22 protein-coding genes and 1 pseudogene are annotated in these 26,056 nt (G+C 45.8%); all 23 read left to right on the top strand.

All coding sequences use genetic code 11. From position 1 onward, the window contains the following. Positions 1 to 11: 11 nt before the first annotated feature. The 23 genes and pseudogenes from flhA to nusA all read left to right on the top strand — a co-directional run bounded on the left by flhA (position 12) and on the right by nusA (position 26,052). The gene (flhA, locus tag AOT13_RS09190; RefSeq protein ID WP_003251717.1) at positions 12 to 2,051 is read left to right on the top strand and encodes a flagellar biosynthesis protein FlhA; all 2,040 of its coding nucleotides are present in this window, start codon (positions 12 to 14) and stop codon (positions 2,049 to 2,051) included. Continuing rightward, positions 2,048 to 3,178: a flagellar biosynthesis GTPase FlhF gene (gene flhF, locus AOT13_RS09195; RefSeq protein ID WP_003251715.1), complete on the top strand. Its 1,131-nt coding sequence runs from the start codon at positions 2,048 to 2,050 to the stop codon at positions 3,176 to 3,178. The genes flhA and flhF overlap by 4 nt, the downstream gene beginning before the upstream one ends. Continuing rightward, on the top strand, positions 3,175 to 4,047 hold the full coding sequence (locus AOT13_RS09200; RefSeq protein WP_003251713.1) for a MinD/ParA family protein: 873 nt from the start codon (positions 3,175 to 3,177) through the stop codon (positions 4,045 to 4,047). Before flhF ends, AOT13_RS09200 begins: the two co-directional genes overlap by 4 nt. A gap of 7 nt (positions 4,048 to 4,054) precedes the next feature. After that, positions 4,055 to 5,113, top strand: a complete 1,059-nt coding sequence (locus tag AOT13_RS09205; protein WP_003251711.1) for a protein-glutamate methylesterase/protein-glutamine glutaminase — start codon at positions 4,055 to 4,057, stop codon at positions 5,111 to 5,113. Between the two features lie 15 nt (positions 5,114 to 5,128). Next, a complete protein-coding gene (locus AOT13_RS09210) occupies positions 5,129 to 7,174 on the top strand; it encodes a chemotaxis protein CheA (RefSeq protein ID WP_003251710.1) in 2,046 nt (681 codons plus the stop codon). Positions 7,175 to 7,205: 31 nt separating this feature from the next. Beyond that, positions 7,206 to 7,658 carry a chemotaxis protein CheW gene (locus AOT13_RS09215; RefSeq protein ID WP_003251709.1) on the top strand — a complete coding sequence of 151 codons (453 nt, stop codon included), beginning with the start codon at positions 7,206 to 7,208 and terminating at the stop codon, positions 7,656 to 7,658. A 36-nt stretch (positions 7,659 to 7,694) separates the two neighbouring features. Then, positions 7,695 to 8,330, top strand: coding sequence for a chemotaxis protein CheC (locus AOT13_RS09220; protein WP_003251707.1), 636 nt, complete (start codon positions 7,695 to 7,697; stop codon positions 8,328 to 8,330). Continuing rightward, on the top strand, positions 8,327 to 8,827 hold the full coding sequence (locus AOT13_RS09225; RefSeq protein ID WP_042383300.1) for a chemotaxis protein CheD: 501 nt from the start codon (positions 8,327 to 8,329) through the stop codon (positions 8,825 to 8,827). Before AOT13_RS09220 ends, AOT13_RS09225 begins: the two co-directional genes overlap by 4 nt. Positions 8,828 to 8,912: 85 nt before the next feature. Beyond that, entirely contained in the window at positions 8,913 to 9,677 is a 765-nt protein-coding gene (locus AOT13_RS09230) for a FliA/WhiG family RNA polymerase sigma factor (protein WP_003251704.1), read from the top strand. A 23-nt stretch (positions 9,678 to 9,700) separates the two neighbouring features. After that, positions 9,701 to 9,946: a hypothetical protein gene (locus AOT13_RS09235; protein WP_042383298.1), complete on the top strand. Its 246-nt coding sequence runs from the start codon at positions 9,701 to 9,703 to the stop codon at positions 9,944 to 9,946. A gap of 9 nt (positions 9,947 to 9,955) precedes the next feature. Next, positions 9,956 to 10,429 carry a hypothetical protein gene (locus tag AOT13_RS09240; protein WP_042383296.1) on the top strand — a complete coding sequence of 158 codons (474 nt, stop codon included), beginning with the start codon at positions 9,956 to 9,958 and terminating at the stop codon, positions 10,427 to 10,429. A gap of 159 nt (positions 10,430 to 10,588) precedes the next feature. Next, positions 10,589 to 11,296 (top strand): 30S ribosomal protein S2, encoded by a 708-nt coding sequence (gene rpsB / locus AOT13_RS09245; RefSeq protein ID WP_003251698.1) that lies wholly within the window; start codon positions 10,589 to 10,591, stop codon positions 11,294 to 11,296. 158 nt (positions 11,297 to 11,454) lie between these two features. Next, a complete protein-coding gene (gene tsf, locus AOT13_RS09250; protein WP_003251696.1) occupies positions 11,455 to 12,339 on the top strand; it encodes a translation elongation factor Ts in 885 nt (294 codons plus the stop codon). Positions 12,340 to 12,472: 133 nt separating this feature from the next. Next, on the top strand, positions 12,473 to 13,195 hold the full coding sequence (gene pyrH, locus AOT13_RS09255; protein WP_003251694.1) for a UMP kinase: 723 nt from the start codon (positions 12,473 to 12,475) through the stop codon (positions 13,193 to 13,195). Positions 13,196 to 13,197: 2 nt separating this feature from the next. Beyond that, positions 13,198 to 13,755 carry a ribosome recycling factor gene (frr, locus tag AOT13_RS09260; protein ID WP_042383294.1) on the top strand — a complete coding sequence of 186 codons (558 nt, stop codon included), beginning with the start codon at positions 13,198 to 13,200 and terminating at the stop codon, positions 13,753 to 13,755. A gap of 156 nt (positions 13,756 to 13,911) precedes the next feature. Next, a complete protein-coding gene (gene uppS, locus AOT13_RS09265) occupies positions 13,912 to 14,688 on the top strand; it encodes an undecaprenyl pyrophosphate synthase (protein WP_003251690.1) in 777 nt (258 codons plus the stop codon). 5 nt (positions 14,689 to 14,693) lie between these two features. Next, on the top strand, positions 14,694 to 15,488 hold the full coding sequence (locus tag AOT13_RS09270; protein WP_003251687.1) for a phosphatidate cytidylyltransferase: 795 nt from the start codon (positions 14,694 to 14,696) through the stop codon (positions 15,486 to 15,488). A 20-nt stretch (positions 15,489 to 15,508) separates the two neighbouring features. After that, the gene (dxr, locus tag AOT13_RS09275) at positions 15,509 to 16,654 is read left to right on the top strand and encodes a 1-deoxy-D-xylulose-5-phosphate reductoisomerase (protein ID WP_003251686.1); all 1,146 of its coding nucleotides are present in this window, start codon (positions 15,509 to 15,511) and stop codon (positions 16,652 to 16,654) included. 18 nt (positions 16,655 to 16,672) lie between these two features. Beyond that, on the top strand, positions 16,673 to 17,932 hold the full coding sequence (gene rseP, locus AOT13_RS09280; protein ID WP_042383292.1) for an RIP metalloprotease RseP: 1,260 nt from the start codon (positions 16,673 to 16,675) through the stop codon (positions 17,930 to 17,932). A 30-nt stretch (positions 17,933 to 17,962) separates the two neighbouring features. After that, a complete protein-coding gene (locus AOT13_RS09285; RefSeq protein ID WP_042383290.1) occupies positions 17,963 to 19,666 on the top strand; it encodes a proline--tRNA ligase in 1,704 nt (567 codons plus the stop codon). A 122-nt stretch (positions 19,667 to 19,788) separates the two neighbouring features. Continuing rightward, entirely contained in the window at positions 19,789 to 24,099 is a 4,311-nt protein-coding gene (locus AOT13_RS09290) for a PolC-type DNA polymerase III (RefSeq protein ID WP_042383288.1), read from the top strand. A gap of 305 nt (positions 24,100 to 24,404) precedes the next feature. Beyond that, positions 24,405 to 24,879 (top strand): annotated as a pseudogene (gene rimP / locus AOT13_RS09295) (ribosome maturation factor RimP). A 24-nt stretch (positions 24,880 to 24,903) separates the two neighbouring features. After that, entirely contained in the window at positions 24,904 to 26,052 is a 1,149-nt protein-coding gene (nusA, locus tag AOT13_RS09300; RefSeq protein ID WP_003251676.1) for a transcription termination factor NusA, read from the top strand. Positions 26,053 to 26,056 lie beyond the last annotated feature (4 nt).

Consider the following 26,056-nt stretch of genomic DNA (forward strand, 5'->3'; position numbering starts at 1 on the left):
AGAGAACATGTATGCAAGCAAAAGATTTATCGGTGTTATTGATGGTTGTCTTAATTGTAGCAATGCTGATTATACCGCTACCGTCATGGCTGTTGAGCGTTTTGATCATGATCAATATTTCGCTTGCGCTGTTGGTTCTCCTTACATCGATGAATATGAAAGAGCCGCTACAGTTTTCGATTTTTCCGTCCTTGTTATTGCTCCTTACACTATTTCGGCTGGGGTTAAATGTTTCAACGACACGTTCGATTTTAAGCAAAGGAGAAGCGGGCGGAGTTGTTGAAACGTTCGGGACGTTTGTGGTTGGCGGCAACGTCGTCGTTGGTTTCGTCGTGTTTTTGATTTTAATTATCATTCAATTTGTCGTCATTACCAAAGGTGCTGAACGCGTCTCGGAAGTGGCGGCGCGTTTTACGCTCGATGCGATGCCGGGAAAGCAAATGAGCATTGACGCGGATTTAAACGCCGGAATGATTTCAGAACAAGAAGCGCGGCAGCGCCGCGAAAAAATCGCCCGCGAAGCGGATTTTTATGGAGCGATGGACGGGGCAAGCAAATTTGTCAAAGGTGACGCGATTGCCGGAATGGTGATTGTCGTCATCAACATGCTGTTTGGCATGGTGATTGGCGTCGTTCAGCAAGGCCTTGACATCTCTGAGGCAGCACAGCGCTATACGCTGTTGACCGTCGGCGATGGAATTGTCAGCCAAATTCCCGCATTATTAATCTCAACGGCGACAGGCATTGTCGTGACAAGAGCCGCATCGGATAGCAATCTCGGCGGCGATATTATGAAACAGCTGTTTGCGTTTCCGAAAATGCTGTATGTGACAGCAGGAACGATTTTCTTATTAGGTTTGTTCACGCCAATTAATGATGTGCTTACGATTCCCATCGCCGGTTTGCTGGCGCTTGGCGGATATCGTTTCACCGCAGAAGCGGCCCGCCAGGAAGCGGCGCCTTCGCAAGAAGAAACGGAAGAGGCAGAAATGGATGAATTGAAAAGCCCTGAAAGTGTTATTCAACTGCTGAATGTCGATCCGATTGAGTTTGAGTTTGGCTATGCTTTAATTCCGCTAGCTGATGCGAACCAAGGCGGCGATTTGCTTGACCGGATTGTCATGATCCGCCGGCAGCTTGCCCTGGAGCTGGGGTTAGTCATTCCGGTCGTCCGCATACGCGATAATATTCAACTTCAGCCGAATGAGTATCGCTTGAAAATTAAAGGAAATGAAGTAGCGCGCGGTGAGCTGCTCTTAGATCATTATTTAGCGATGAGCCCAGGAATTGAAGATGATTCCATCGAAGGGATCGATACGGTGGAGCCGGCGTTTGGGCTTCCGGCAAAATGGATTTCTGAAGATATGAAAGACCGGGCGGAAATGCTGGGCTATACCGTTGTGGATCCGCCGTCCGTTGTTTCCACGCATATTACAGAAGTGCTAAAAGCGCATGCACATGAATTGTTAGGGCGCCAAGAAACGAAACAACTTGTCGATCATTTAAAAGAATCATATCCGGTATTAGTAGAAGAAGTAACTCCGAACCCGCTGTCGATCGGCGAGATACAAAAAGTATTAGCGAAACTGTTAAAAGAAAAAGTATCGATCCGGAATTTGCCGCTCATTTTTGAAACATTGGCTGATTTTGCCCGCATGACGACAGATACGGACATATTGACGGAATACGTGCGGCAAGCATTAGCGCGGCAAATTACGAATCAATATGTTATTCCAGGAGAGCCGCTAAAAGTCGTTACCTTATCGGGAAAAGTCGAAAAAACGATTGCCGACGCAGTACAACAGACCGAACACGGCAATTATTTATCGCTTGATCCGGCGTTGTCGCAGTCGATCATCGAAGCGATTGCCGCGCAACTTGAACAGCATCCGTTTGCCAGCCAAACGCCGATTTTGCTTTGTTCCCCTGCTGTGCGCATGTATGTGCGGCAATTGACAGAACGACATTTTCCAAACTTGCCGATTTTATCTTACAATGAACTTGAGGCGAATGTGGAAGTCCAAAGCGTTGGGATGGTGGATATAGAATGAAAGTAAAAAAATTTGTGGCGCCGTCGATGCCGGAAGCGATGAAAATGATCCGTGCCGAATTGGGAAACGATGCGGTGATTTTAAATTCAAAAGTCGTGCGGAAAGGCGGATTTTTGGGGCTGTTTACTAAAAAAAATATTGAGGTAATAGCCGCCGTTGATCCGCAGCCTGCGCGCCAAAGCGCGGACAGAAAAAAAGAGGTGTCCTCCTTTTCCACCTCGTTTCTCGCTGAGAAAAAGCGGGAAGAAGATGCGGAGTTGCTTCAGGAACTGAAAGAGTTAAAAACGATGTTAAAACAGCTGTCAACGAACGTCCGCGCCGGCTTTTCCCACTATCCGGGACCGTTGAATGAAGTGCACCACCTGCTGGCAAACCAAGAAGTTTCTGCCCCGCTTGTGCAAGAAATCATGGCGGATTTGCTTGACCGGTGGTACACCAGCGGCGGAAATGCGACGGAAAAACAAGTGTTCGCTTGGGCAAAAGAAATAATAAAGGAAAAATTGTCACCGCTTCCGTTCGGCGGAATCTCCTTTCAGAAAAAATATATTAATGTCGTCGGGCCTACCGGGGTGGGAAAAACGACGACATTGGCCAAAATTGCAGCACACTGTGTTTTGCATCATAGAAAAAACATAGCATTTATTACAACAGATACGTATCGGATAGCCGCCATTGATCAATTGAAAACATATGCGAAAATTTTAAATGTGCCGCTCGAAGTTTGTTATAACTTGCAAGATTTCCATGAAGCGAAGAAAAAGCTGTCTGACCGCGACGTTGTGCTTATTGACACAGCAGGGCGAAATTTCCGTCATCCGCAATATGTCAAAGATTTGCAAAGTATTATCGATTTTGACGAAGAAATGGAGACATTTCTCGTATTTGCGTTGACGGCAAAATATGACGATATGAAAGCCATTTATGAACAATTTTCTCTCATTCCGATTGATCGCTTCATTTTTACAAAATTAGATGAAACGACCCGCTATGGCGCGATGTTAAATTTAATGATGGAATATAAAGTAGGGGCGTCTTACTTAACAAACGGTCAAAACGTTCCCGACGATATGATGGAAGCATCTGTTGAACACATTATCAATATGTTGTTTGGAGTCGAACGAGTATGAGAGATCAGGCGGAAAGCTTACGGTTGCGATTAAGTAGGCAAAACGAACGGAAAAAGGAGACAAAATCGATTGCAATCACCAGCGGAAAAGGCGGAGTTGGCAAATCAAACGTTTCGCTGAATTTTTCAATCATGCTGTCCAAACGAGGTTTCCGCGTGTTGTTGCTTGACATGGATATCGGGATGGGAAACATCGATATTTTGCTCGGCCAATCGTCAAGCGCGACGATCATTGATTTATTTTACAAACGGCTTTCTCTGTACGAACTGATTAAAAACGGTCCGGAAAATATTTCGTTTATTGCCGGGGGAACGGGACTGGCAAACGTGTTTACAATGGATGATGAAAAAATCGACTACTTTTTGACACAGTTACAATTGGTTTCTGAACAATACGACTATTTGATTTTCGATATGGGAGCGGGGATTTCCGAAGACCGCCTCCGTCTTTTAAAAGCGGTTCATGAAGTTTTTATCGTCACGACACCGGAGCCAACAGCGGTTACGGATGCGTATGCGATGATGAAATATATTCATATGCAGGAAAAGAATGTCCCGTTTTATGTCATTGTCAACCGGGCCCAAACAGAGCAAGAAGGATGGGACACGCTCCAGCGGTTGAAACGTGTGGCGAAGCAATTTCTTGGTAAAGATATCATTCCGTTGGGCATTTTGCCGGAAGACCGTTCTGTCTCTAAGGCAGTGGTGCGGCAAACTCCGTTTTTGTTGTTCGACCCTGTTTCCAAAGTTAGCCGCGCTATGCATATGTTGACCGACCGTTATTTGTCGGCGCGTTTCATCGATGAAGAGCGGGCCCGTCGTCCGTTGAACTTCTTTGCTAGACTGCGGCATTTTCTTTTAGAAAGGTAGGGCATACATGAGCAAGGTGAAAGTTCTCGTTGTGGATGATTCCGCTTTTATGCGGAAGCTGATTACTAATTTTCTTTCCGAAAGCCCACAAATTGAAGTAGTCGGAACGGCGAAAAACGGCAAGGAAGCGTTGGAGAAAGCTGCCTTGCTAAAGCCGGATGTTGTGACATTGGATGTCGAGATGCCGGTGATGAATGGGCTTGAAGCGCTTAAACAATTGATGAAAAACCATCCGCTTCCTGTTGTGATGCTATCAAGCACGACGACAGAAGGCGCGGAAAATACGATCACTGCGATGCAATATGGGGCGATCGACTTTGTCGCGAAACCGTCTGGCGTCATTTCGCTAGATTTATATAAAGTGAAAGAAGAATTGATAAACAAGGTGTTGCTGGCAAGCCGCGCCAACGTGCGGGCGATATCCTTGGACAACACGGGCGAAATAAGGAAACACCAACGGATAAGAACGTTTCATGATCGGAAAAATCAGCGCAAAAAAATCGTTTGCATCGGAACGTCGACAGGAGGGCCACGCGCGTTGCAGCAAGTGTTGACGAAATTGCCGGAAAATATCGCCGCACCGATTATGGTTGTTCAACATATGCCAAAAGGGTTTACAAAATCATTGGCGCAAAGGCTTGATTCGCTTTCACTGATCGCCGTGAAAGAGGCGGAAGACGGGGAAACGCTGCAAAACGGCACCGCATATATTGCGCCCGGCGGGTTTCATCTATTAGTGCACCAAGAAAAAGGAGCGCTTACTGCTTGCGTGGAACAGTCGCCGCCGCGAAACGGCCATCGCCCATCAGTAGATGTGCTGTTTGAGTCGATAAGCGCATTGACAGACTACGAAAAAATAGCGGTGATTATGACAGGGATGGGTTCAGACGGAACGGCGGGATTGCAGCGATTGAAAGAAAGCGGAAATACAAAAGTGATCGCTGAAGATGAAACAACGGCGGTCGTGTTTGGGATGCCGAAAGCAGCGATTCAAGCAAACGTAGTGGATATCGTTGTGCCTTTGGAGCAAATAGCGGAAATGATTGCTAAATATGTTGAGGGGTAAAAGGGGGAAAAGGCGATGGACATGAGTCAATATTTGGAAATTTTCATTGATGAAAGCAAAGAGCATTTGCAAACGATCAATGAACAGTTGCTGGAATTGGAAAAAACGCCTGAGGACATGACGATTGTTAACGAAATTTTCCGCTCAGCGCATACGCTGAAGGGAATGTCAGCGACAATGGGGTTTGAGGATTTAGCGAATTTGACCCACCAAATGGAAAATGTGCTTGACGGAATTCGCAACCATAAAATTACCGTTACTTCGGAAATATTAGATGTCGTCTTTCAAGCAGTTGATCATTTGGAAGCGATGATTATGTCCATTGCGGAGGGCGGCGATGGCAAGCGCGATGTAAAAGAAGTAGTGGAACGATTAAAGCGGATTGAACGAGGAGAATTACCGGCTGAATTGGCAGCGGCAACAGCAGCGGAGAGTCCAAGTTCTTCTGCATCCTTTTCCCAAACTTACGGAGAATTTGAATACAATGTGTTGCAACAATCAAAAGAGCAAGGCTTTTCCGCATATGAAATACGCGTCAAATTGCGGGACGATTGTTTATTAAAAGCGGCGCGCGTGTTTATGGTTTTTGAGGCGTTAAATGAAATGGGAGAAGTGATTAAATCAAATCCATCTGTTGAGATGCTGGAAGAGGAGCAGTTTGACCAAGAATTCGTCGTAACCGTTGTATCGAAAAAATCCGCTGAAGAATTATACGAACGGATTATGAAAGTTTCTGAGATTGAAGAAGTGGACGTCGTGCCGTTTGATGTTGAGGAGCGGAAGAAAACGGACGCTGCTGAAGCCGCCCAAGCGGAAGCACGGCAGCAAGAAGCAGCAACGGTCCAAGCCAAGCAGCAAAAACAAACGAAAGATTCTTCTGAGCCAAACGTAGCGGCAAAACAGTCTGCATCAACGAATAAAACGATACGCGTCAATATTGAACGCCTCGATATTTTAATGAACTTATTCGAAGAACTTGTCATCGACCGCGGGCGCTTGGAACAAATTTCCCGGGAATTGAATCATCCTGAGCTTCATGAAACGGTGGAACGAATGTCACGCATTTCCAGTGATTTGCAAAATATTATTTTAAATATGCGCATGGTGCCGGTCGAAACGGTTTTTAACCGTTTTCCGCGCATGGTCCGCCAGCTGGCGCGTGAATTAGGGAAAAAAGTAAATCTGGAAATCATCGGCGCGGAAACAGAGCTTGACCGCACAGTGATTGACGAAATCGGAGACCCGCTCGTTCACTTGCTCCGCAATGCGATTGACCATGGCATTGAAACGCCGGATGTGCGCCGGGCAAGCGGCAAACCGGAAGAAGGAACGGTCAAACTGAAAGCATATCATAGCGGCAATCATGTGTTTATTGAAATAGAGGACGATGGCGCCGGCATTAATCGTGATAAAGTGTTGCGAAAAGCGATCGATAAAGGCATCGTTTCCAAACAAAACGCCGAAAATTTAACAGACAGACAAATATATGAGCTTATTTTCGCTCCCGGTTTTTCAACAGCAGATAAAATTTCCGATATTTCTGGACGCGGCGTCGGACTGGATGTTGTCAAAAGCACGATCGAATCACTTGGCGGCACGGTTACGGTGGATTCTGAAGAAGGAAGTGGCTCCATCTTTTCGATTCAGCTTCCGCTAACATTGTCGATTATTTCCGTATTGCTTGTTGAAATTCAACAAGAAAAATATGCGATTCCGCTGTCGTCTATTATTGAAACGGCGATCATAAAAAAAGAAGACATTTTTCACACACATAACCAGCAAGTCATTGATTTTCGCGGAAAAGTTGTCCCGCTTGTATTCTTGAAAGAAATTTTTGAAATACCGACTGTTACAGAAGAGGAAGAGTTTGTTTCGGTTGTTATCGTCCGCAAAGGGGAAAAAATGGCCGGCCTTGTGGTGGATTCGTTCATCGGGCAGCAGGAAGTCGTCTTGAAATCGCTAGGAAACTATTTAACTTCCGTGTTTGCCATTTCCGGCGCAACGATATTGGGGGATGGGCAAGTAGCGCTTATTATTGATTGCAATTCGTTAATCAAATAAATGACGGTTTGATTGAAAGGAGGAAAGAAAGATGGCTGCCGTTCAAGAGGCAGAATTGAAAGTCATTGTCTTTCAGTTGAAAAATGAAGAATATGCGCTCCCTGTTCAATTCGTTCGTTCCATTGAAAAAATTCAGCATATAACTCGTGTTCCTCGCACGGCGCATTACGTGAAAGGAGTTATTAATCTGCGCGGTGTCGTGACACCGATTATTGACTTAAGGGAACGGTTTGGTTTTCCGTCTGTTCCTTATTCTGAGCAAACGCGGATTATTATCGTTGCGCTTCAAGATGTAGAAGTCGGATTGATTGTCGACGCTGCCAGCGATGTGCTCGATGTGCCAACTTCCAGCATTGAACCGCCGCCAGAAACGATTGAAGCGGTGGAAGTCGATTATATTCACGGGGTGGCGAAAATCGGAAGACGGTTGCTCATTTTGTTAAATTTAGAGAAAGTGCTTGGGACGGAAAGCCGTTTATCATAACGTTTCACATTCATTCGGGGGAGGGGTTGCTAGTCTATGGAACATTTTAAGCAATTAAGTGGCACCCATATTGATATTTTAAAAGAAATTGGCAATATCGGGGCGGGAAACGCAGCGACAGCGTTGTCCAAACTATTGAATAAAAAAATCGAAATGGCTGTGCCGCATGTGCAAATTGCGACATTTAATGAAACGATGGAGCTGATCGGCGGCGCGGAACAAGTAGTGGCATGCGTTTATTTGCGCATTGAAGGGGATGCGCCGGGGAATATGTTTTTCGTGCTTTCATTAGCACAGGCGGCGCGGTTTATCCAGCAAATGACGGGCGATGAGACGTCTTCGTTGTTGGATGGACATCTGTCAGAGTTAGGACGATCAGCGTTGCAAGAGTTAGGAAATATCCTTGCCGGCTCTTATCTTTCCGCATTGGCTGATTTTACTAATTTAAACTTATATTCGTCTGTTCCGATGTTGACCATTGATATGATTGGAGCGATTTTGCAATATGGGTTGCTCGAATTGTCTCGCGTTGGCGATTATGCGATTCTTATCGACACTGCTTTGTATGATGAGCGGCGCCCAGAAGACAGTGTCAATGGCCATTTCTTCTTGCTTCCCGATCCAGATTCGTTCGCTTCCATTTTTCACGCGCTGGGTGTGGATCTTTCATGAGCGAGACCGTTCATGTCGTGAAAGTTGGCATTGCGGATATGAACGTTGTGCATGCACCAAATGTAATACGAACATCTGGATTGGGATCATGTGTCGGCGTCGTAATTTTCGATCATGTTAAAGAAGTGGCAGGGTTGGCACATGTGATGCTCCCTGATTCTTCCATGGCGAGAACGGAAACGATTAATGTCGCCAAATATGCGGATACAGCGGTCGAAGCGTTAATCCGCCTCGTTGTCCGGGCGGGAGGAAGAAAGGAGATGCTTAAGGCAAAAATGGCTGGCGGGGCGCAAATGTTTTCCTTTTCGTCCAAAAGCACGGATGCGATGCGAATTGGTGAAAGAAACGTTGAGGCGCTTAGACAGCAGCTGAACCGGTTCCGTATTCCGATTGTTGCGGAAGATGTCGGGGGCAGCAGCGGGCGGACGATCGAATTTAATCCGAAAACGACGATTTTATCGATTCGTACAGTGAATCAAGGGATAAAAGAGATATGATGAAACGGATTGATGATTTATCGCCAAAAGAAATGGTATGATTATGACAAACAGCGGCATTTTGAAGAGAATGAGGTGGAATCACATGGCGAACGTTTTAGCAGGAGAAGAGCGCAAATATTGGGATCGTTGGATATATGACCGTGATCCACAAGCTGGAAATAAGCTCGTGCAAACATATATGCCGCTTGTTCATTATCACGTTCAGCGAATCGCTGCATCGCTGCCGAAAAATATAAGCAAACAAGAGTTGATCAGCCTTGGATTAGTCGGGCTTTACGACGCGCTTGAAAAATTTGACCCCTCCCGTGATTTAAAGTTTGACACATATGCTTCGTTTCGCATCCGCGGTGCGATTTTTGACGGACTCCGCAAAGAAGATTGGCTTCCGCGCAGCATAAGGGAAAAAGCGAAAAAAATTGAAGAGACGATCGAGAAACTGGAACAGCGCTACATGCGGTCCGTTACTGCAAAAGAAGTCGCTGATGAATTAGGAATCACAGAAGCGGAAGTATATACGGTAGTCAATGAGCATTTCTTTGCAAATGTCTTATCCTTTCAACATGTCGCGACAGAAAACGACGAAGAAGAAAACGCGCTGTTAGCGATCCGTGATGAAAAAACGCTTTCTCCGGAGGAAGAAGTCTTAAAACAGGAATTATATGAAAAATTAGCGGAAGTCATTCAACAGCTAAGCGAAAAAGAGCAGCTTGTCATCAGCTTGTTTTATAAAGAAGAGCTTACCTTTACAGAAATCGGAGAAATTTTAGGGCTTTCCACCTCAAGAATTTCCCAGCTCCATTCTAAAGCGATTTTTAAGTTGCGAAAAATTTTGGAACAGGCGCTTTAGCCGGAAAAAGGAAGTGGGATAATATGGATATGAAATTAGTCGAGTTGCAAATCGCGCTGCCAAAAACGTACGATGCCGGAAAAATCCAAAGCGATGTTCATTATTATTCACAGCTCGCGCAATCGCAGCTTGCTGAGGCGACAAAAAAACAAATGGAGCGGGCGCGAAGACAAGTGACGGAAAAGCGGACGAGCGCCAATGTTGGCAGAGAGCAAAACAAACAACGTGTTCATCCATATAAAGGAAAAACAATCGACATTGTAGGATAGAGGGATTCGATGATTGCACTGCTGCTTGTTATTAGTTTTGTGCTCCATGCGGTTTCATTGTTCATAATTATTTTGCTTTATTTGCAATTATCCAAAGTGAAAGAAACAGAAAAACGTCAGCAACAAATGGCAGAGGAGATGGAACAAACGTTTTCTGCATATTTATTAGAATGGAAAGAAGAAAACGAGCGTTTTCTCAAAAAATTATCCGACATGGCAAGCAACCGTTCACAGGAAGAGGGGAAAAACCATCCCTCTGTCGTTCAGGCGGCATCGGCAAATGAAGAAGAGCTGCCTGACTATTTCCCTAATGTCGACGATGTGAAAGACATCGTTGATATACGCCAGCAAGCGGCGCCTCCTTTGCTTGCCGACGAGGCGTGGAAGCTTTATGAACAAGGAAAAACAATTGAAGAAATCGCAAAAATGCTTAAGAAAGGAAAAACAGAAATCGAGCTGTTGCTAAAATTCCGGCAAAAGTAAGCAAATAATTGCTTGATTGTCGTAGGCAGTTATGATATATTTTTACATGGTGTGAATACACACGCTCATGGATTTAAGCAACGGTGCTGACGGTTGTCAGTCTTGCTTAAAAATGATATGGGCGGAGGAACGAAAACCAAACAAATAGGAGGAACTATCATGTCAGTTATTTCCATGAAGCAATTGCTTGAAGCAGGTGTTCATTTCGGACATCAAACTCGCCGTTGGAACCCAAAAATGAAAAAATATATTTTCACAGAACGCAACGGCATTTATATTATCGACTTGCAAAAAACCGTCAAAAAAATGGAAGAAGCATATAATTTTGCGAAAGAATTAGCAGCAAATGGCGGTAAAATTTTGTTTGTCGGTACGAAAAAACAAGCGCAAGAGTCTGTGAAAGAAGAAGCAGAACGCTGCGGCATGTTTTATGTGAACCAACGCTGGTTAGGCGGCACGTTAACCAACTTTGCAACGATCCAAAAGCGGATTAAGCGTCTGAAAGAAATTGAAAAAATGGAAGAAGACGGTATCTTTGACGTGCTTCCGAAAAAAGAAGTCATCCGCTTGAAAAAAGAGCAAGAACGTTTAGAGAAGTTTTTAGGCGGCATTAAAGAGATGAAAGAATTGCCGGACGCATTGTTTGTCATTGATCCGCGCAAAGAGCGCATCGCGGTTGCGGAAGCGCGCAAATTAAATATTCCGATTATCGGCATTGTTGATACCAACTGCGATCCGGATGAAATTGACTATGTCATTCCAGCAAATGACGATGCGATTCGCGCCGTTAAACTTCTCACTTCCAAAATTGCCGATGCGGTATTGGAAGCAAAACAAGGCGAAGAAGCAGTCGTCGCAGCTGAGTAACGTGTTTTTGCGAAAGGTGATAAGAGGGGAAAGCCTTTTATCACCTTTTTTTGAGACAGAAAACAGCTGCTGTTGGCTATACTAATAAGTAAGGTCGGAAGAGAGCGAATTTCGCTCGAATGATACATACATGCGAGTTTAAAGGAGGATTTTTATTTATGGCGATTACAGCACAAATGGTAAAAGAATTACGCGAAAAAACGGGCGCGGGAATGATGGATTGCAAAAAAGCGCTCACCGAAACAAACGGCGATATGGAAAAAGCGATCGATTGGCTTCGTGAAAAAGGAATCGCCAAAGCGGCGAAAAAAGCGGATCGCATCGCAGCGGAAGGAACAGCGCTCATCGAAGTCGACGGCAATACCGCTGTTATTTTAGAAGTAAACTCAGAAACAGATTTTGTTGCGAAAAACGAAGCGTTCCAAACGCTAGTTAAAGAGCTGGCGGCTCACTTGTTAAAACATAAACCTGCCACGCTCGAAGAAGCGCTTGGGCAAACAATGGACAGCGGAGTGACGGTTCAAGATCACATTAATGCCGCAATCGCAAAAATCGGCGAAAAATTGACATTGCGCCGTTTTGAAATTGTGGAAAAAGGTGACAATGAAGCATTTGGCGCGTACTTACACATGGGCGGACGCATCGCTGTATTAACATTGTTAGCAGGAACAACAAACCAAGACGTGGCGAAAGATGTTGCGATGCATATCGCCGCATTGCGCCCGAAATATGTTTCTCGCGATCAAGTGTCACAAGAAGAAATTGACCGTGAACGCGAAGTGTTGAAACAGCAAGCGTTAAATGAAGGAAAGCCTGAACATATCGTTGAAAAGATCGTAGAAGGCCGTTTAAACAAATTTTACGAAGATATTTGCTTGTTAGAGCAAGCGTTCGTAAAAAATCCGGACGTAAAAGTACGCCAATATGTTGAATCCAACGGTGCAAAAGTGAAAACATTTATCCGTTATGAAGTTGGCGAAGGAATGGAAAAACGCCAAGATAACTTTGCCGAAGAAGTAATGAATCAAATGAGAAAGCAATGAGCGAAGTCCATAGGGAACACACACCGTGTTCCCTATTTTTCAAAATACAGCATCACGATTTTCCAGCAGTGGTGCGATGTTTTTGCCATTTTTCGCGTTTCGCTTTTCCTAATTAGCTGCATGGAGGTTCGACATGGAGAAACCAAAGTATAAGCGTATTGTACTGAAGTTAAGCGGTGAAGCGTTAGCTGGGGAACAAGGATTTGGCATTAACCCTGCCATTATTCAATCCATTGCGAAACAAATAAAAGAAGTCGCCGAGCTCGGCGTTGAGATTGCGATTGTAGTTGGCGGCGGAAATATTTGGCGCGGAAAAACGGGAAGCGAGATGGGAATGGACCGTGCGACAGCGGATTATATGGGAATGCTCGCGACGGTCATGAATTCACTTGCACTTCAAGATAGTCTCGAGCATCTCGGCGTCGAGACGAGAGTGCAAACATCGATTGAAATGCGGCAAGTGGCTGAACCTTACATACGAAGAAGAGCCATTCGCCATCTTGAAAAAAAACGTGTCGTCATTTTTGCGGCGGGGACGGGAAATCCGTATTTTTCAACGGATACGACGGCGGCATTGCGCGCTGCCGAAATTGAAGCAGACGTTATTCTTATGGCCAAAAACAATGTGGATGGCGTATATAGCGCTGATCCGAAAATCGATGAAAATGCAGTGAAATATGATGAACTATCTTATTTGGATGTCATTAAACAAGGATTGGGAGTAATGGACTCCACTGCTTCTTCGTTATGCATGGATAACGATATTCCGTTAATTGTTTTCTCGATTATGGAAGAAGGCAATATCAAACGAGCTGTTCTTGGCGAAAATATTGGAACAATCGTGAGGGGGAAATAGCGATGGTACAACAAATCATTAATATTGCAAAGGAAAAAATGGATAAAGCCGTCCAAGCGTTTACTCGCGAACTTGCAACCATTCGCGCGGGACGGGCTAATCCAAGCTTATTGGAAAAAATAACAGTGGATTATTACGGTGCACCAACGCCAATTATCCAGCTGGCAAGTATCAGCGCTCCGGAAGCGCGGTTGCTTGTCATCCAGCCGTATGATAAATCAGTGATCAAAGATATTGAAAAAGCAATTTTATCATCTGATTTAGGATTAACGCCATCCAACGACGGGTCGGTCATCCGCATTGCGATTCCGCCGTTAACGGAAGAACGCCGCCGTGAGTTAGTGAAGCTTGTGAAAAAATATTCCGAAGACGCGAAAGTCGCTGTGCGCAACATTCGCCGCGATGCAAATGATGAGCTGAAGAAGCTGGAGAAAAACGGCGAAATTACCGAAGATGAGCTGCGTGGCTATATTGATGATATTCAAAAGCTCACAGATAATCATATTGCCAAAATTGATACGATTACGAAGGAAAAAGAAAAAGAAGTAATGGAAGTGTAATGAAACCGGAAAGACCCTCTATATACATGGAGGGTTTTTTTGCTATAATGGAAAGGCAATGAATCCGGAAAGCGGATAAGGCAAAAATGTTCGTTCCAGAAATCGCTAGTCGCATAAGTATATAAATAATAAAATATCATCATATGGAGGACTAGTATGTTTAATAAAATTTGGAAAAATAAAGAGGGTGAATCCTCCTCACCTCTTGTTTACGCAAAAGAGGATATATTGCAACATCCAATTCCAAAACATGTCGCCATCATTATGGATGGCAATGGGCGATGGGCGAAGAAACGGGCCTTGCCGCGGGCGGCGGGCCATTACGAAGGAATGCAAGTCGTTCGCAAAATAACCCGTTTTGCCAATGAGCTTGGCATTAAAATATTATCATTGTACGCGTTTTCGACCGAAAATTGGAAACGGCCGAAAAGCGAAGTAGAGTATTTGATGAAACTTCCCGAGCAGTTTTTAACAACGTTTCTTCCGGAATTAATTGAGGAAAATGTGAACGTTCGCGTTATTGGAAATACTGAACAGCTTCCTGAACATACACGGCGGGCGGTGGAGAAGGCGATTAATGAAACAAAAGACAATACGGGATTGATTCTGAATTTTGCCTTAAACTACGGAAGCCGTGCGGAAATTACATATGCGGTGCAGCAGATTGCCAAAGACATTCAAAACGGCCGGCTGTCCCCGGAACAAATTACAGAGGAGTTAGTGTCTTCGTATTTGATGACAAAAGATTTAATGGATCCGGATTTACTGATCCGCACAAGCGGGGAAATACGTTTAAGCAATTTTATGTTATGGCAGCTTGCTTATACAGAGTTTTGGTTCACTGATGTATTATGGCCGGATTTTACGGAACAACACTTATTAGAAGCGATTGCCGCATTTCAAAAGCGCAATCGCCGGTTTGGAGGAGTTTAAACAAGATGAAACAGCGAATTATTACTGGATTCATTGCCGCCGCACTGTTTTTACCAATTGTGATTTTTGGCGGATTTCCGTTTATAATAGTAACATATATATTGGCAACGATTGGCCTGTTTGAATTGTTGCGGATGAAACGCCTGCGCGCGTTTTCGCCAGAAGGAGTCATTAGTTTCTTGCTTTTATGGGCGCTTCTGCTTCCGGAGACATATGCCCATTGGCTCGAGTCTTTAAATGTAACGAAAAGCGAATGTCTCTCCCTCGCCGCATTATTGCTGCTTGTATATACGGTAGTGACAAAAAACGCGTTTACATTTGATGAGGCGGGATTTTTGTTTTTATCTATTCTTTACGTCGGCTTTGGCTTTTATTATTTCATGGAAATCCGCTTTATTGGCTTGGCGTACATGGTGTATGCTTTATTTACGATTTGGGCGACAGATATCGGGGCGTATTTTATCGGCCGGGCCTGGGGGAAACGCAAGCTTTGGCCGGAAATTAGCCCAAACAAAACGGTGGAAGGTTCCATCGGCGGAATCGTTTGTGCCGTCATTGTCGCTATTGTGTACCAACTATGTACAAACCTTTTTGGCAGTTTCGGCATTCTCATTGTGATGACGGTTGTTCTTTCTGTGTTCGGGCAGTTGGGAGATTTAGTCGAGTCCGCATTTAAACGGCATTATGGCGTAAAAGATTCTGGAAATATTTTGCCGGGGCATGGCGGCATTTTGGACCGCTTTGATAGCCTATTGTTCATTGCGCCAATTTTAGTTGTTTTCATGACTGTGGTGTTATAAGGGAGTTAGGAGTGACGGGATTGAAATATATAAGTATATTAGGAGCGAGCGGCTCCATCGGCACACAGACGTTGGATATCATTCGTTTGCATCCAGATGAATTCCACTTAACGGCAATATCGATTGGAAAAAATGTGGACATGGCACGAGCGATTATTGAAGAATTTGCCCCGCAGCTTGTCGCTGTCGCCGATGCGGACGCGTATGATAAGCTGCGGCGCGAATATGCAGGAAAAGTGAAGATCGTTTATGGCGAAGATGGTTTAACGGAAGCAGCCGTTTTTCCCAAAACGGACATCGTTGTGACAGCGGTCGTCGGAAGCGTTGGACTTGTTCCGACATTGCGGGCGATTGAAGCTGGCAAAACGATTGCGTTGGCGAACAAAGAAACGCTTGTGACAGCAGGGCATATTGTCACCGCAGCTGCCAAAAAGCACGGTGTTGCGTTATTGCCGGTGGACAGCGAACATTCGGCCATTTTTCAATGTTTGCAAGGAGAAAAGAAAAAGAATGTAGAAAAAATTATTTTAACCGCGTCTGGCGGCAGTTTTCGCGATAAAACGAGGGAAGAATTAAAAAATGTCACGGTGGATGAAGCGCTGCGCCATCCGAACTGGTCGATGGGAGCGAAAATTACGATTGATTCGGCGACAATGATGAACAAAGGGCTAGAAGTGATTGAGGCACATTGGCTTTTCGGGCTGCCGTATGAGCAAATTGATGTGTTGTTGCACCGCGAAAGCATCATTCATTCGCTCGTCCAGTTTCGCGATACAAGCATCATCGCTCAACTCGGAATGCCGGATATGCATGTGCCGATTCAATACGCTTTAACATACCCTGAGCGCTTGCCGCTCAAAAATGCTAAACCGCTTGACTTAGCAGAAATTGGTGCATTACACTTTCAGCAGGTGGATTTTGACCGTTATCGCTGCCTGCGCTTAGCATATGAAGCAGGAAAAGCGGGCGGGTCGCTGCCAACGGTGTTAAACGCCGCAAACGAAGAGGCGGTTGCCGCCTTTTTGCAAGGCCGCATCGCATTTCTTGCCATTGAGGAATATATTGAACGCGCGTTAGAGCGGCATGAGTTTGTCAAAGAGCCGTCGCTGGAGGCGATCCGCGAAATTGATGCGGAGACGCGTCAGTACGTTCGGTCATTACTATGAAAAAAGGTGGTTGAAACATTGGAACCGATCATTGCGTTTATCATTATTTTTGGCGCACTGGTGTTTTTCCATGAACTTGGTCATTTAATTTTCGCTAAGCGCGCGGGAATTTTATGCCGTGAATTTGCCATCGGCTTTGGCCCAAAAGTATTTTCATTTAAGAAAAACGAAACCGTGTATACGATTCGTTTGCTTCCATTGGGCGGTTTTGTCCGCATGGCCGGCGAAGATCCGGAAATGATCGAAATCAAGCCGGGGCAAGTCGTCGGGCTGCTATTAGACAAAAACGGCAATGTCGATAAAATTATTGTCAACCATAAAGACGACTATCCAAACGCGAAAATAATAGAAGTCGAACAAGCGGATTTGGAACACCACATGTACATTACCGGTTATGTCGAGCAAGATGAGGACCGTCTTGAACGTTTTTCTGTCAATGAGCCTGCCTTTTTCGTCGTCGATCGCCAAGAAATCCAAATTGCCCCGTACCATCGCCAATTTGCCGCAAAAACGCTTGGGCAGCGGACGATGACAATTTTGGCGGGGCCGCTTATGAACTTTGTGTTGGCGTTTGTCGTGTTTTTGCTCATCGGACTGCTGCATGGATATCCGGTCGACAAACCGATTGTCGGTGAACTGACAAAAGAAGGTGCGGCACGGGAAGCTGGCCTTCAACAAGGGGATGTCATTCTGTCGATCAATAACGAGCCTGTCAAAACGTGGACGCAAGTGGTGAGCATTATTCGCGCCCATCCGGAAGAAAAATTGCTTTTTAAAATACAGCGGGATGAAAAAGTGATGGATATTGCCGTAACCCCTGATGCGAAAAAAGTGCAGGGGGAAACGATCGGCCTCATCGGTGTGTATGAGCCGATGGAAAAATCGGTTTTTGGCTCGGTAAAACAAGGAGTTATTGAGACATACTACTGGACGAAAGAAATTCTTATCGGTCTCGGGCAGCTAGTTACTGGCCAATTTAAGCTCGATATGCTGTCAGGCCCTGTTGGCATTGCTGTTTCAACTGGAAAAGTGGCGCAATCGGGAATTTACTATTTAATGAAATGGGGAGCGATTTTAAGCATTAACCTTGGCATTGTCAACTTATTGCCGCTTCCCGCGCTTGATGGCGGGCGGTTGCTCTTTTTCGCCATCGAAGCGCTGCGCGGAAAGCCGATTGACCGGCAAAAAGAAGGAATCGTGCACTTTATCGGTTTTGCCCTTTTAATGTTATTGATGCTTGTCGTAACATGGAACGACATTCAAAAGTTTTTCCTATAAAAAGAGATAGAGAAAAAGAGGTGCGAGAAAATGAGACAAAGCCAATCGTTCATTCCAACGCTGCGGGAAGTGCCTGCAGACGCAGAAGTAAAAAGCCACCAGCTGTTGCTGCGTGCTGGGTTTATCCGGCAAAGCGCAAGCGGCGTATATACGTTTTTGCCGCTCGGGCAGCGCGTATTGCAAAAAGTGGAAGTGATTATTCGCGAAGAAATGAATCGCGCCGGAGCGGTTGAATTGCTCATGCCGGCGCTGCAGCCAGCGGAATTATGGCAGCAATCCGGCCGCTGGTATTCGTACGGTCCAGAGCTGATGCGCCTAAAAGACCGGCATGAGCGCGATTTTGCGCTTGGACCGACGCATGAAGAAATGATTACGACGCTTGTGCGCGACGAAGTGAAATCTTATAAGCGCTTGCCGCTGACGCTTTATCAAATTCAAGTGAAATTCCGTGATGAAAAACGCCCGCGCTTCGGTTTATTGCGCGGCCGCGAATTTATTATGAAAGACGCATATTCGTTCCATACGTCGCAGGAAAGTTTGGATGAAACGTACAATAAAATGTATGAAGCGTATTCGAACATTTTCCGCCGCTGCGGTTTGAATTTCCGCGCCGTTATTGCCGATTCCGGAGCGATCGGCGGAAAAGATACGCATGAATTCATGGTCTTGTCGGAAATTGGCGAAGATACGATCGCCTATTCCGATGCCTCCGATTATGCGGCAAACATTGAAATGGCTCCTGTTATTACAACATATGAGAAAAGCGATGAGCCGCTGCGCGAGTTAGAGAAAGTGCATACACCGGGGCAAAAAACAATCGAGGAAGTAGCTTCGTATTTGCAGGTGGTTCCGGAAAAATGCATCAAGTCATTGCTGTTTAAAGTCGACGACCGTTACGTGCTTGTGCTCGTCCGCGGCGACCATGAGGCAAATGACGTCAAAGTGAAAAACTTGTTTGACGCAACTGTCGTTGAACTTGCGTCACCGGAAGAAACGAAGCAAGTTATGAATTGTGAAGTCGGATCGCTCGGCCCGATTGGTGTCAGCGAGTCCGTCACGGTCGTTGCCGATCATGCCGTAAAAGCGATCGTTAATGGCGTATGCGGAGCGAATGAGGAAGGATATCATTATATTGGCGTCAATCCAGAGCGCGATTTTACCGTTTCGGAATACGCCGATTTACGTTTCATTCAAGAAGGAGATCCATCTCCGGATGGAAAAGGAACGATCCGCTTTGCTCGCGGCATTGAAGTCGGCCACGTGTTTAAATTAGGCACGCGTTACAGTGAAGCGTTAAACGCAACTTATTTGGATGAAAATGGACGTTCGCAAACAATGATCATGGGCTGCTATGGCATCGGCGTTTCGCGGCTAGTCGCGGCGATTGCCGAGCAGTTTGCCGACGAAAACGGCCTCGTCTGGCCAGTGGCGGTTGCTCCGTTCCACGTCCACCTTATAACGGCGAATGCAAAAAGTGAAGAGCAGCGCCAGCTCGCTGATGAGTGGTATGAAAAACTGAGACAAGCTGGTTTGGAAGTATTGTACGATGACCGTCCGGAGCGCGCCGGCGTCAAATTTGCCGACAGCGATTTAATCGGGATCCCGGTTCGGGTGACAGTCGGAAAGCGCGCTGGTGAAGGAGTCGTTGAAGTAAAAGTGCGCCAAACAGGCGAATCAGTGGAAGTGCCTGTCCATGAACTGATCGACACGATTCAACGCCTTTTACAACAATAAATGACGGAAATTTTCGAGGGCTGTGCTGATGAAAAGCTGATTGGTTACTTTTCAGACAGCCCTTCTGTTATTATGTAATTAAGAGCGACATGTACCATTTTGAGAGGGGAAAGGATCGCGTCATGTTAACGAACGAGCAAAAAGAGCGATTTCAAGTATTGTTGCAGCAGCTTGAATTGACGTCAGACGAATTAGTCCCGTATTTCGCGGAAGCTGGCATTCAAAAACTTGTCATTGAAAAAGAAAAAAAATGTTGGCATTTTTATTTTCTGCTACCGAAAATTTTGCCTTACCGCATTTATCAGCTGTTTACGCAAAAGCTTGTTCATGCGTTTCATCATATCGCAAACGTGAAATATACCATTCAAGCAATCGATACGCATTTTACGGAATCAGATATCCACGATTATTGGACGCACTGTTTGCAAGAGCTGCAAGAAGGTGCTTCTCCGCTTTTATCATTGCTCCATGAGCAAGTTCCAAGCGTAAAAGGAAATAAACTGTATGTCATCGCCCGCAATGAGGCAGAAGCAATGGCGGTGAAGCGGCGTTTTGCCAAAAAAATCGCGGAAGCATATCAGTCATTCGGGTTCCCGCCTTTGCAGCTGGAAACGGAAGTCAAACAGTCGGAAGAAGATTTTGCGCAATTTTTAGCGCAAAAGCAGCAAGAAGATGCTGAGCGCGCTTTAGCGGCGTTAACGGAGATGACGGCGAAAGAAACGAAAGACGAGCCGGCGGCAGAGGAGCCGGCAGGACCGCTCATCATCGGCTATCCGATTAAAGAGGATGAGGAAGTCCGCACGCTGGACAGCATTGTTGAAGAAGAACGGCGCGTCGTCGTGCAAGGATATGTGTTTGATGCCGAAGCAAAAGAATTGAAAAGCGGGCGGACATTATTAACATTAAAGATTACTGATTACACAAACTCGATTTTAGTGAAAATGTTTTCGCGTGATAAAGAGGATGCCGAGCTGATGGCGGGTGTAAAAAAAGGGATGTGGGTGAAAGTACGAGGAAGCGTGCAAAACGACACATTTGTCCGCGACCTTGTGCTCATCGCCAATGATATTAATGAGGTGAAAGCGAAAGAACGGCAAGATACCGCTCCAGAAGGGGAAAAACGGGTGGAGCTTCATCTGCATACACAGATGAGCCAAATGGATGCAGTCACATCCGTCACCAAGCTCATTGAACAGGCGAAAAAGTGGGGCCACCCGGCGATTGCTGTTACCGACCATGCTGTCGTGCAGGCGTTTCCGGAAGCCTACAGCGCCGCAAAAAAATACGGGATGAAAGTATTGTACGGCGTAGAAGCAAACATTGTCGATGACGGTGTGCCGATCGCCTACAACGAAGCGCATCGTTTGCTTGCTGAAGACACATACGTCGTTTTTGACGTGGAGACGACCGGGCTGTCGGCGGTGTATAATACGATTATTGAGCTTGCCGCAGTGAAAGTAAAGGACGGGGAAATTATTGACCGGTTTACATCGTTTGCCAACCCGCATCATCCGTTATCGATGACAACGATCGAGCTGACAGGGATTACCGATGACATGCTGAGAGACGCCCCAGATGTGGAAGAAGTGCTGCGCCAGTTTTACGATTGGATTGGCGACAGCGTCCTTGTCGCGCATAACGCTAGTTTTGACATCGGTTTTTTAAATGTCGGTTTTGCGAAAATTGGCCTTGGCAAAGTGACGAATCCGGTCATCGATACGCTTGAATTGGCGCGGTTTTTATATCCGGATTTGAAAAACCACCGCTTAAACACGCTTTGTAAAAAGTTTGACATTGAGTTGACACAACATCACCGGGCGATTTACGATGCGGAAGCAACTGGATATTTGCTGATGCGGATGTTAAAAGACGCGCAAGAGCGAGGAATTTTGTATCACGATGAATTAAACAAACGTTCGAAGGAAGAAGTGTCGTACCAGCGCTCCCGTCCGTTCCATGTGACGCTGCTTGCGCAAAATGACATAGGGCTAAAAAATTTGTTCAAACTCGTTTCTTTATCGCACGTGAAATATTTTTACCGGGTTCCGCGCATTCCCCGATCGGTGCTGCAGCAGCACCGCGAAGGCATTTTAGTCGGTTCCGGCTGCGATAAAGGCGAAGTGTTTGACAATATGATTCAAAAAGCACCGGAAGAAGTCGAGGAAATCGCGCAATTTTACGATTTTCTCGAAGTGCATCCGCCAGAAGTATACAAACCGTTGATTGACATGGATTACGTCAAAGATGAAAACATGATCAAGGAAATTATCCGCAAGATCGTCATGCTCGGGGAAAAATTAAACATTCCTGTCGTTGCGACCGGAAATGTTCATTATTTAAATCGAGAAGATAAAATTTACCGGAAAATTTTAATTCATTCCCAAGGCGGGGCCAATCCGCTCAACCGCTATGAGCTTCCGGACGTCTATTTTCGGACGACCGACGAAATGCTTGAATGTTTCTCCTTTTTAGGAGAAGAAAAAGCAAAAGAAATCGTCGTGACGAATCCGCAAAAAATCGCTAGTCTCATCGATGAAGTGAAGCCGATCAAAGACAAGCTGTATACGCCGCGCATCGAAGGGGCGGAAGAGGAAATCCGCGAAATGAGTTACCGCCGCGCCAAAGAAATTTATGGCGATCCGCTTCCAGAAATTGTCGAACAGCGTTTGGAAAAAGAGTTAAAAAGCATTATCGGACACGGTTTTGCCGTCATTTACTTAATCTCGCACAAGCTCGTTAAAAAGTCGCTCGATGACGGCTATCTTGTCGGTTCGCGCGGCTCGGTCGGTTCTTCCTTTGTCGCGACGATGACGGAAATTACCGAGGTTAACCCGCTGCCGCCGCACTATGTCTGCCCGAACTGCAAGCACTCAGAATTTTTCAATGACGGTTCGGTCGGTTCCGGATTTGACTTGCCGGATAAAAATTGCCCAAAATGCGGCACCAAATATAAAAAGGATGGGCACGATATTCCGTTTGAAACATTCCTTGGCTTTAAAGGAGATAAAGTTCCAGATATCGATTTAAACTTCTCCGGCGAATATCAGCCGCGCGCCCATAACTATACGAAAGTATTGTTCGGGGAAGATAACGTATACCGCGCGGGAACGATCGGCACTGTCGCCGATAAAACGGCGTACGGTTTTGTCAAAGGGTATGCAAGCGATTTGAATTTGCAGCTGCGCAGCGCGGAAATCGACCGCCTTGCCGCGGGATGCACCGGAGTTAAGCGGACGACAGGGCAGCATCCAGGCGGCATCATCGTCGTTCCGGATTATATGGACATTTACGATTTTACGCCGATTCAATATCCGGCAGACGATACGAGTTCCGAATGGCGCACGACGCACTTTGATTTCCATTCGATTCATGACAATCTCTTGAAGCTCGATATTCTTGGGCATGACGATCCGACGGTCATCCGCATGCTCCAAGATTTAAGCGGCATCGATCCAAAAACGATTCCAACAGACGATCCGGAAGTGATGAAAATTTTCAGCAGCACCGAATCGCTTGGCGTCACGCCGGAACAAATTATGTGCAATGTCGGCACACTCGGCATTCCTGAGTTCGGCACGCGCTTTGTCCGTCAGATGCTGGAGGAAACAAGGCCGAAAACCTTTTCCGAGCTTGTGCAAATTTCCGGACTTTCCCACGGAACGGACGTCTGGCTTGGAAACGCCCAAGAATTGATTCAAAACGGCACATGCACGCTGTCGGAAGTGATCGGCTGTCGCGATGATATTATGGTTTATTTGATTTACCGCGGGCTCGAGCCGTCGCTTGCCTTTAAAATTATGGAATCAGTGCGGAAAGGAAAAGGGCTGACGCCGGAATTCGAAGAAGAGATGCGCAAGCATAATGTGCCGGAATGGTATATTGAATCATGCAAAAAGATTAAATATATGTTCCCGAAAGCGCACGCTACCGCGTACGTGTTAATGGCGGTCCGCATCGCTTACTTTAAAGTGCATTATCCGCTTTTGTACTATGCCACTTACTTTACAGTGCGCGCAGAAGACTTTGATCTGGATGCGATGATTCAAGGCTCTGCGGCGATTCGCAAACGCATTGAAGAAATTAATGCGAAAGGATTAAACGCGACGGCAAAAGAAAAAAGCTTGTTGACGGTATTAGAAGTCGCTTTAGAAATGTGCGAACGCGGCTTCTCGTTTAAAAACATTGATCTTTACCGCTCTCAGGCGACTGAATTTGTCATTGACGGCAATTCGCTTATTCCGCCGTTTAATGCGATCCCGGGCCTTGGGACGAACGTGGCGCTCAATATCGTGCGCGCCCGCGAAGAAGGAGAATTTTTGTCCAAAGAAGATTTGCAGCAGCGCGGAAAACTGTCAAAAACGCTCATCGAATATCTTGAAAGCCGCGGCTGCCTCGATTCGCTGCCAGATCATAACCAGCTTTCCTTATTTTAAACTTGGCGAGTCTCGCTTGAATGGCAGCAGGAAGCGCGGCGGTTGGCTGGCGCGCTCCGCAATCGGTCGGCCATTCGCGAACTTCATGATACAATGAAGAGAGAATCCCGTTTTCCCATTGCAATATATTTTCCAATATGTTATAGTTTTAGTGGAAATGGCAAAGATAATGGGTAAGGAAAGAGTGGGGCAACCCACTCTTTCGTCTTGAATGAATGTCGATTGCTTTTTCATTCCCCGCAAATTTGCTGGGGATTTTCTCGTTATAACGAACGACGCAGTTTCTCTATGTTAGGAGGAAAAGAATGAGTAAAAAGGTGACGAGCATCGTTGAAGAACTAGTCACACCAATTCTTGCCGACATGGATTTAGAACTTGTCGATATCGAATACGTTAAAGAGGGGAAAAACTGGTTTTTGCGCGTCTTTATCGACTCTGATGAAGGGGTTGACATTGAACAATGCGGGACTGTTAGCGAAAAGCTAAGCGAAAAATTGGATGAAGTCGACCCGATCCCACACAACTATTTTCTTGAAGTGTCTTCACCCGGGGCGGAACGGCCGTTAAAAAAACCGGCTGACTTTACAAGAGCGATTGGGAAACATGTATATATCAAAACATATGAACCAATTGAAGGAGAAAAGGAATTTGAAGGAGAACTTACCGGTTTTGACGGAAAAATCGTATCTGTCACTGTGAAAGACAAAACTCGCAAAAAAAACCATCGATATTCCGTATGAAAAAGTGGCGAGCGCAAGACTTGCTGTTATCTTTTTTTAATGGCAAAAGGGGGATTTTCGTTTCATGAATACGCAATTACTGGATGCCTTGGCGGATATTATCCGCGAAAAAGGCATTAGCAAAGAAGTTGTGATGGAAGCGATCGAAGCAGCAATTATTTCCGCGTACAAACGCAATTTCGGCCAAGCGCAAAACGTGCGGGTGGATTTGAACATGGAAACCGGAACGATCCGCGTTTTTGCGCGCAAAGAAGTGGTAGAAGAAGTGACTGATCCGCGTCTGCAAATTTCTTTAGAAGAAGCGCAGCGAATCGATCCGAACTATCAAAGCGGCGATGTCGTAGAGCTGGAGGTAACGCCGAGAGATTTCGGACGCATCGCGGCACAAACGGCGAAACAAGTCGTTACGCAACGGGTGCGCGAAGCGGAGAGAAGCGTTATTTACGCGGAGTTTGTTGACCGCGAAGAAGATATTATGACAGGGATTGTTCAACGCATTGATCCTCGTTTTGTGTATGTCAGCCTCGGCAAGACGGAAGGGCTGCTGCCAGCTAGCGAGCAAATGCCAAATGAAACGTACAAACCGCACGACCGCATAAAAGTGTATATAACGAAAGTGGAAAAGACGACGAAAGGGCCGCAAATTTTTGTATCGCGCACTCATCCGGGATTGCTTAAGCGCCTTTTTGAACTGGAAGTCCCAGAAATTTACGACGGTACAGTCGAAATTAAATCGATTGCTCGCGAAGCAGGAGACCGCTCGAAAATTTCTGTGCATTCCGACAATCCGGAAGTGGATCCTGTCGGCGCCTGCGTCGGCCCAAAAGGACAGCGCGTTCAAGCGGTTGTCGAAGAGTTAAACGGTGAAAAAATTGATATCGTCCGCTGGTCTGCTGACCCTGTCGAGTTTGTTGCAAACGCGTTAAGCCCAGCGAAAGTGCTGCGTGTGATCGTCAACGAAGAACAAAAGGCGACGACGGTGATCGTGCCGGATTATCAGCTGTCGTTAGCAATCGGCAAACGCGGGCAAAACGCCCGGTTAGCTGCGAAGCTGACCAATTGGAAAATCGATATTAAAAGCGAATCGGAAGCGAGAGAATTAGGAATCGACCCGTATGCGCAATCCTCTTTTCTTGATCCCGAAGAAACGCCGATCAATAATGAAAATGACAGCAACCAATCATTCGATTTACAAGATGAGAAAATCGAGTGAGGGG

The sequence above is a fragment of the Parageobacillus thermoglucosidasius genome (assembly GCF_001295365.1).
Classification (GTDB): domain Bacteria; phylum Bacillota; class Bacilli; order Bacillales; family Anoxybacillaceae; genus Parageobacillus; species Parageobacillus thermoglucosidasius.